The sequence below is a fragment of the Bartonella sp. MM73XJBT genome, assembly GCF_028618465.1.
Taxonomy (GTDB): domain Bacteria; phylum Pseudomonadota; class Alphaproteobacteria; order Rhizobiales; family Rhizobiaceae; genus Bartonella.
This window is the reverse complement of record NZ_JAQISY010000040.1, coordinates 1-8689: the sequence shown is the minus strand read 5'-3', so window position 1 is coordinate 8689 and position 8689 is coordinate 1. Positions and strand designations below refer to the sequence as shown.

General features: G+C 36.9%; 5 protein-coding genes and 1 pseudogene. 3 read left to right on the top strand and 3 right to left on the bottom strand.

Going from position 1 to position 8689, the window contains the following annotated elements:
- The 3 genes from PVV69_RS08485 to PVV69_RS08475 all read right to left on the bottom strand — a co-directional run.
- Nucleotides 1-472: MFS transporter (locus PVV69_RS08485; RefSeq protein ID WP_273757163.1), on the bottom strand; the 472-nt coding region annotated here is incomplete at its 3' end.
- Between the two features lie 1482 nt (nucleotides 473-1954).
- Entirely contained in the window at nucleotides 1955-3043 is a 1089-nt protein-coding gene (locus PVV69_RS08480; RefSeq protein WP_273757162.1) for a TIGR04086 family membrane protein, read from the bottom strand.
- 1349 nt (nucleotides 3044-4392) lie between these two features.
- Nucleotides 4393-4761 (bottom strand): phage tail assembly protein, encoded by a 369-nt coding sequence (locus PVV69_RS08475; protein WP_273757161.1) that lies wholly within the window; start codon nucleotides 4759-4761, stop codon nucleotides 4393-4395.
- 621 nt (nucleotides 4762-5382) lie between these two features.
- Between PVV69_RS08475 and PVV69_RS08470 the strand changes: the two genes are divergently transcribed.
- The 3 genes and pseudogenes from PVV69_RS08470 to PVV69_RS08460 form a co-directional block, all read left to right on the top strand.
- Nucleotides 5383-6579, top strand: a complete 1197-nt coding sequence (locus tag PVV69_RS08470) for a multidrug effflux MFS transporter (RefSeq protein WP_273757160.1) — start codon at nucleotides 5383-5385, stop codon at nucleotides 6577-6579.
- Between the two features lie 296 nt (nucleotides 6580-6875).
- Nucleotides 6876-7607 carry an alpha/beta fold hydrolase gene (locus PVV69_RS08465; protein ID WP_273757159.1) on the top strand — a complete coding sequence of 244 codons (732 nt, stop codon included), beginning with the start codon at nucleotides 6876-6878 and terminating at the stop codon, nucleotides 7605-7607.
- A pseudogene (locus PVV69_RS08460) lies at nucleotides 7589-8689 on the top strand (isocitrate/isopropylmalate dehydrogenase family protein); the annotation flags it as partial. The gene PVV69_RS08465 and the pseudogene PVV69_RS08460, both read left to right, overlap by 19 nt.

Genomic DNA, 8689 nt, shown 5'->3' with positions numbered 1-8689 from the left:
CACCTACCAGTGGACCAAAGGCAGGAGCAAAAACTGTTGGTACGGCTATGGTGCCCATGGCTTGGCGCACCCGTTCTTGTCCAAATTGTAAGGCAATAATGGTTTGGCTTAGGGGCAACAAAAGACCAGTTCCAAAACCTTGAATGATACGAGAAGATATAATGGTTTGAAAGTCATAGCTTAATCCTACCCCCAGCGATCCAAGCATAAAAATGAAGTTTGCAAGGAGCCAAGTCTTTTTAATCCCTATTCTTCCCTGTACAAAAGCTGCTAGCAAAAGCCCAGGAACAGTAGCGAGAAAATAGGATGTTACAACCCATTGTATATTATTTTCATGCGCTGAAAAATAATGAGCGAGCTTGGGGAGGATGACGTTGACAATACTTCCGTCCAGCAAAGGAAGTATAGTGGAAATAATGACGGTATAGATGACACATTTTTCTGATTTGCTATAGGAATCTTTCTTTTGCATTCTTATGTCCCCTGAAGATAGTCTAATATTGGTTCTGCTTCATAAATCACAGGTTTCGAGAATTCACATGTGTTTATGATGACACCGATATCGGGATGAATGAATGTGTTGGGAGTGCCGATGGTTCCCTTGTGTACAATCCCTTTTCCTCCAAAATAAAATTATCAGTTAAGCGGATCTCCATGAGTTTATCGAGCAGTCTGTTTGCTGTCAATTCTCTCTGCATGAGAGCAAAAACAGTACTTACACGATATGGACATGACTGTTTCAGAGGACAAATGATTTGCGGTCCTTATAAAAAAGCTGTTCCAGTTTTACCAATTCATTTATACTCTAAATATAAAATTATTGGGATCCATAAAAATATCAGGATCACGGTTAGCAGCTCCAATCATATAAAAAAGAAAAGAATTGGCTGACAATGAGCTCTTCTGAGAACACTATTTATTGATTTGCCTAGCGCGGTATTAGCTGAACGGGAGAAAGTGAGGCGTGGTGTTTCCGTTATCGCATCGCCAAGAAGCATTGTATCGTTTTGGATTTGTTCAGGTTTGTGCATAAATGATAAAAAAGGAAAGCTTCTATTTTATTGGTTGGCTCTATGGTGGACAATAGCCTGTTAAGGATAAGCGCAATCCTTTTAGAAGTTGTCATATTGTTACCATTATCTGTTTTTGACCTAAAATATAGGTATTAAATCGTCTGATGGATTTTTTCCATTCTTCTATCAGTGGTGTTAGATAAGAAATGAGATCTTTTCTGCACAATACGCTAAATTCTTTTTCCTCATTTTATGCGTTGACGAGGGTGACAGAAAGACGAGCGCTGTCGTGAAATGGGCTTGGATGCCTTAAGAGATGCCTCCTTTATTCTCCTTTAAATTTTTAATGATAAACTGATTATTTTAACGAAACGATTCCCTGACTTTGCTGTCTATCAACATATAAAGACGGTTTGTTGCTATGAACAACAATTCGTCTACTCCTTCTTTACGGATAGTAGGCGCAATTTTGCGCTTTCTCTATGAAATAACGATGGGGAGCGTATATGGAAAATATATCAGTGAGGTTGAAGAGAGAATTTTGAATTATTCATGATAGAAGAAAAATTTTGCATGGAAATTGGAGAATACAAATCATTTCTGAACTGAAGATTTTATGAAAAGAACAACTGCAGCAATAATATGTTATCGAGTGGTGAGTGTATCCTTTTCTGTGAGAAAGAGAGGAGTCTTGTTTTTTACCCAGATGATCGTTATGAGAAGAGCTGCAGCAAGGGATGATTTTACTCATCTCATTTATAGTTTCAAACTTACAATTTCTTCATAAAAATACTGTTTTATAAAAATTTATTGCGTGAAAATGAAGAATGATAGTATCATTGCAACAATAAACTTCTCAAAAGCAGCGCAGTCCAGAAAATTTACAAAAAAGCTGGACAGAATGTACAGCTTTTTTAAGTGTTTGTTTTATGGGGTGGCTTTTAAAGCTTGAAAGCATCCTTACGGCTTCTATAGCCATAATAGCCAAAGACACTGGAAATTATAGCGCCAATCAGGCTGCCTAAAAAGCCCCACCAGCCGATGTTTGAAGCTGTTTTTGTAGCTTTTTGGGCAGTGTTTTTTGCTCCCTTTATGGTACTCTCAAGATTGTCTGAGAGCGTTTCAGCCTGTTCTTCAAGCGCTTTTATCGCTTTTTGCGTTTTTTCCTCTGCCCTTTGATAAACATGAATGGCTTCGTTGGCTGTTGTTTGTGCATCGGTACGTGTCATGCCATCGTGCATAAGGGCATTGATAATATCGTTTTTATTAAACTTTGCAGTAAGGACTTCTAGACGATCAGAAAGGCGATCACCAAGATTTTTCAAGTAGGTGCGATAGTGAGAAGGATCATTTTTAAAAGCTGTTATCGCTGTACCAATATCTTTTAAGGCGCTTTGATAGGATTCTTTTAAGCGTTCAGGATTGAGAGCAGGGATGTCGCTCTTGTTGAGAAGTGTACGCAACTCATTGCCCAGTTTATCAAAATTGATACCATTGTCGCTGTTTTTGACCAAAAACTTTTCCAAGTTTTCGCCATTGAAATTTTCAAGCAGGGGAGCAATCTTTGTTTTGAAGCTGTCCACGGTTTGTTGAAGCGTGGAGCTGTTTTCTAGGGCTGCTTTAGCGCCTATTTTTGCTGTGCTTGAAACTACATGGATGGCTTGAAGGGTCATCAGTAGTGTTATGAGAGCCCAAGTGAGAAAGCCATGCAGTGTTCCTGAGGATTCAGCAAAACGCCCAGCAACAAAACCTCCCAAGGCAAGGCTGATGAGTGTTACGATAAGAGATCCCATGCCAAAAGAGAGGAAAGAGCCTTCAAAAGAGCTTGAAGAAGTGAAATCCATTTGGCCCAAGCCTAATGCTGCCACCAGAAAAGAGAGGCAGATTGATGTGGCAAGAGCTGTCACCAGTCCAGCAAAAATTGCAGACCATGAAATGGGTGGTTGGAAAAAAGGATATTCTGTTTCTAAGGATTGTTCTCCTAGAAAATGCGTATCGAAGGGTGTGTTTTCAGGAATGCGGGTTTCCATGTTTTTATCTCCTTGAATGATGCTGGAGATAGAATGCTTGCTGATCCATTATGTTCCCACAGAGACGGATAGAAGCTAAAATGAATAGAAAAACACTGCAATATTTTATGAGAGGAAAAATGTTGAATGTACAAATTCTAAAGATCTAATTTATGCTTGAGGAAAGATGTGTTCGTGTGATCATTTTATCTCTTATGAGATTTTATGAGACAGCATAATTTTTAATTGCACCTCGTGTTGTGTGGGAGAGAGAAGCTGTTCAAGCTGTTGCTTTTGCTGTAGGCTGTGTGTGGGGGCAATGCTGCAAGATCTCAATTGTCTGCCAAGGTTTTTTTATGCTCTTTGGACCTCTTAGGGTGAAAAAAACGAATTAACCAAAGCAAAAGATTATATATCATCAGAAGATTTATTTGCTTTTGAAGTTTTTGTTTAGAGCTATTCATGGAGTCTTTTGTTGAGCGTCTAAGGTGCAAACAGATTGAACGTTTTTTTACATTATGCTCTGGTTGTGCAAAATAATGACATAGGCTTGTTTTATTAGGGCTCTGTTGGAAAATTTAAAAAGAGTGTTTTTACGATAATGTTTTGATCAACATATAATCAGCACCATCAAGGGGGATATTGATGTTTTAGGCGCATATTGATTGATCATTCTGTGTCTTATAGGAAATGAGTGCGCTTTTTACTTTTTCATAAAGAGTATCATTATTCTTGTGTGAGGATTCTTTTGGTTGTTGATGGTGTTCCTTGTGTTTGAGGATAAAAAGTAAAATTTTATCGTTGTTGTTTGCTTTTTTCTAAGAAATCATGGTCGCTATAATTTTCGTTTTTATGCGCTGTTTTTATGACGAATAGTATGTTATTGATGATCAATAATATTGATATCCTTCAATTTGAAAAGCTTTTAAAAGCTGAGATAAGTGAAGAAGAGAGAAGATCGTTTGATTGTACGTTTTCCTCCTTGTTTTTTTACTTAGCAATAATGCTCGAAAAACTATTTTAATCTTTTGAGTAAAAACTCCCAACACCAAGAGGGCAGATTCAAAATTTTTGAGGCAATGTCTAACGATTTTAAGATTATATCCAACGTTGATTTTTTTTGTTTTGTCTTCAGTTTTTTGATAAGATGTAATATGCATCAGTTCCTGATGGACTATTTTGTACGAAGGTACCATAATTTATAATGTTTATTTGAATCTGTGTATTAGAAGGGGTACGTGCTGTTATTGGTGTATAGTCGCTAAAGATTTCCTCTTTTATGTCTTTTATATTCTGTGTTTTAAATATATCTTTATAAAAACTGTTTTTGCATTTTTCCGATATGATGTTGTTGAAAATACAGACACTCATTATTTTCCCATGTATATTTTTAGGCTCTTTATTTCATGGTTAAAATTTTTAAGATAGTTTGTGAATGGATTTTTTAAAGCTATTTTCAGATTGTTACTAATGCTGATTATTTTGTCGAACACTTCTTTTAATGAGGAGTCCAAAATATCTTTGATATTTGAAAAGTCGCGCTTATCAAGTTTGTTGATCATATCATAAGACCATCCCGAAAAAGAGGCAATCATTTCTATTGTTTGCTTGATATCTTCCTTTATGCTTATCAATTCTAAACCTTTAACTTTTGTACGCCGTAAACTGATCTCTGTATATGTTTTTCCTTCAACTGTAGAGGTACCAATAACGGAATAGATTTTATTTTTATTATGCACATTTACAGCTCCTATAGGTAAATTAAATAATTTTTAACTATATCATATTTGTCAATAAGTTATACAGTTTTTTGATTTTTTTATCTTAAGTAGAAAGTTTTATGAAATAAGTGTAATATATTGGGTTTTAGGTGTTTTGCAGAAGTCTTATTATACTCTATGAGCTGATAGAGTTAAACTCTTTACAATAATGATTTATGTTGATAGGGACTTTAAATTGTTGCTCTGTTTATACCATAGCGGTTTTGGGGTGGAGGCGTCAGAGGTTGTTTTTCTGCTTTGCATTTTATTGATCAACTTTGATGGATCATGTATAAAAAGTGTGATTTCTACTGTGAAGAGGGGTTGTGCTTTTTCTTATGCTATCAATGGAAAAAGCAGCGGAAGGTTGTGGCAAAGTGTGTGTAAAGGAAAGATGCTTCATGGATTCAGTTTTTGTATGTGAAGCATAGAGAATAGAATTTTATTTATAAAAAAAAATAATAGAAATTTAATTTCATAAGGTAAGATAATAATACTTTTAATCATTATTATTTATCTATATAAGAAAAAGATATCATTATATTTTTATTTTCAATTAAATATTAATTAATCTCTAACTTTAAAAGTGTGATTTTATTTATGAATCGTAAATATACATTACCATTTCTTATACTTATCGTGTGTTTGTCGACCGGAGGTTTGATTTCTACAGATATTTTTCTTCCGGCACTTGGAGAAATGCGCCAATATTACCAAGTTACTGAATCTCGGATTCAGAGTGCGGTGGCGATTTTTTTGTTTGCTTTGGCACTTGGACAGCTCATTTATGGACCATTGAGTGATAATTTTGGGCGTAAAAAAACACTTCTCTTTGGTTTGTTTCTATGGTTGTTTACCACGATAAGTGTAATTTATACGGTTAATATTCACGCTTTTCTTGCTTTGCGTTTTTTACAAGGTCTTGGAGCTTGTGCCGGAATTGTTTTAAGCCGTGCGATTATCAATGATTTATTGGATAAAAAAGCAGCAGGCAAACTCTACTTAATTGTTTTTCCCTTTATTGGTATGTCGCCAGCACTTGCCCCTTTAGTGGGAGGGATATTGTTACAAGCTTTTCATTGGCAAGCTACTTTTATCTTTTTAAGTGTTTTTATATTTTTGACTATTTTGCTCTGTTATTTTGTGCTCACTGAGACCTTGCCTGTTCAAAAACGTCACCGTTTTTCTCTTGTGGGATTTATGAAGGGATGTTTAGGCGTTCTTAGAAACAAACAATTTGTTTTCTATGCACTTATTCCGTGTTTTTCTTATGCGGCCTATTTTGCTTATATTGTGGAATCGCCTTTTTTGCTCACGACTTTGGGATTGCCTCCAATCTATATTGGTTATAGCTATATTGGTGTGTCATTACCCTATATTTTGGGAAATTTTACAGCGCGATGGTTTTTTAAACGCGAGTCTATGGAAAAAACGGTCTGGCGTGGGTATATTATTTTTGCGATAGGAGGGGGGCTGTTTGCTTTGCAAATGTATGTAAGCCCATGGCCATTGGTAACGAGTTTTGTTGCTATCGCTGTTCTTACTTTTGCGAATGGTTTTTTATTGCCGCTAGGAACAGCATTGGCTATTTCCTCACATCCACAAGCTGCTGGGGCTGCTTCTGGTGTGATGGGAGCTTTACAATTAGGCAGTGCTGCGTTGAGTGCTGCGGTTATTGGAAAGATATCTGGGCACAATCCACAGACTATGGCAGTTTTATTGGCTGCCTGCTGTCTGCTGGGATTTATCATTTATATCTGCAAAGCGCATGATTGTATGCATTCGGAAATGGAGTGAGTGAGATCAGAAAAAAAGCATCATGGGGCAATGTTATGTGTTGTTTTACTGGAATAGAAATTGTTGTTACTCGACAGTAAATCTTTATGAAGTTGGTTGCATTGAGCGTGCTTAAAATTTATCGTAGTTTTGTTTCATTTTACTATAATTGTTATGCTGAGTGATTGTTTTTTAGAGGGGGGGGATGCATGATAGAGTTTGGATATGTCTTTGTTTTCATGTTGTCTGCAGTGAGGAAAATTTTTGCTACATATCTTTTGAAATAACGGCTGTGGGAAATAGCGGAGAATCAATCAATGAGCTTTCGTGTTATTATTCTCTCACCTGTGATGCCAATTTGGGATCATGGTGTTTTTTGTGCTTCATTTACAAAGCTATGTTCGGCAAAAGGATGCCAAATGACTCTCCTTGATACCCTATCTCTTTTTCCGAGTGACTCTACTGTTTGTAAAAATTCTTCCGTAGAAATTTTATCTTTTATTACAGAGAAACTTGAAGACCATTTTACAGAGCCTTCAGTACTTGTGGGTTTTTCTATGGCTGGAATGTTAGTTCAAATATTGGCGGCAAGATTACCAAATGTTCGCGCTGTGCTTGCTGTAAATGCACCAGGTTATCCAGATGAGCTTTTAAAACGGCGACTTGAATGTATTCTTGATTTTTTAAAAAATCAAGATTTGTCTGGAGCGTTAGAAGCACTGAATATTTTGATGCATCCTTGTGGAGTTTTGAAAAAAAGAGTTTTACGAGAGATCCCTGATGCACAGAGAAACATGGCAATTGAGCGTATGACGAGAGGATTTCAGTTCTTGTTAGAGCTGGATGCTAGAAATGAGATTGTCAAATATACTGGGAAGTTTTTGGCTTTGGTTGGTGAAAAGTCTCAACTTGCAACCATAGACAATCAGACGAGAAGTCATTGTATTCATCATGAATATAAGGTCATTCCTGATGCTGGTACGCGTCTATGGGATGATAATCCTATGATGACCAATACAATTATTGATGAATGGATGAATGGATTATGAAGAAGAAGAAAGTTCTTGTATTGCCTGGTGACGGGGTAGGACCAGAGATTTGTGATGCAGCACTGATGGTTTTAGGGCAATTCAAATTGCCAATCGAATTCACTTATGGCGATATTGGTTGGCAATGGCACAAACAGGGCGGAGATTTTGTTCCTCAAGAAACTTGGCAAAAAGTTTCTGAAAGTGATGCACTTTTACTTGGGACTATGGACTGTGAAGAAAAAGAAGCTGCTTTAAAAGAGTTTGTAGAACCTTTAAAAGCAAGTAAACTTTCTGATGTTTCTCCTCTTGTTTCGTTGCGCAAAAAGTTCGATCTCTTCGCAAATATCCGATCGATTAGATACATTGTGGGGCCGAAAAAGCCTTTTCATTTTTGTGTTATCAGCGATAATAGCGAAGGTCTTTATGCAGGCTCAATTTTCGCGGAATAACTCCTGAAAAAGCTGCATGGTTGAAACACCAAAATTTGGAAAAATATGGTCCTGAAGAGGCAGCGTGGGTGGTGCATTTACAAACACGCTTTGGTTTAGAGCGGTTGTTTGAATATACTTTTTCTTATGCAAGAGCACATGGGTTTAAGCGGGTTACTTTTGCTGATAAGCCAAATATTATGGGGAAAAGTGGTCAATTTGCTCAAGAAATTTTTGAGAAAATCGCGCAAAATTATCCGGAAATAGAAGCAGAGATTCACGATGTGAATACGGTTGCTTTATGGATAGCAACAAAGCCAGAGCGTTTTGGCGTGATTGTTGCTAAAAGTATGTTTGGTGATATTCTTTCTAATTGTTCCGCTGGAGTAATGGGTGGACTAGAACTTTCACCTAGTGCAAGTGTGGGAAGCGATATTGCCTGTTTTAAACCTGTTCATGGTAGTGCACCGCATATTGCTGGACAGAACAGAGCAAATCCTTCTGCTATGCTCTATGCTACTGCTTTACTTTTGGATTATTTGGGCTTTCAGGATGCGGCACGGCAATTGTCTGAGAGTATTGATCAGGTTATTCGTTCTGGAAAAATTGTGACCTATGATTTAGGAGGGGAAGCCTCTACTCGCCAAATGGTACACGCTGTTCTCAATTCTC

Coding starts and splice junctions, on each gene's coding strand:
- PVV69_RS08465 (WP_273757159.1), top strand. CDS start 6,876: ATGAGCTTTCGTGTTATTATTCTCTCACCTGTGATGCCAATTTGGGAT.
- PVV69_RS08480 (WP_273757162.1), bottom strand. CDS start 3,043: ATGGAAACCCGCATTCCTGAAAACACACCCTTCGATACGCATTTTCTA.
- PVV69_RS08470 (WP_273757160.1), top strand. CDS start 5,383: ATGAATCGTAAATATACATTACCATTTCTTATACTTATCGTGTGTTTG.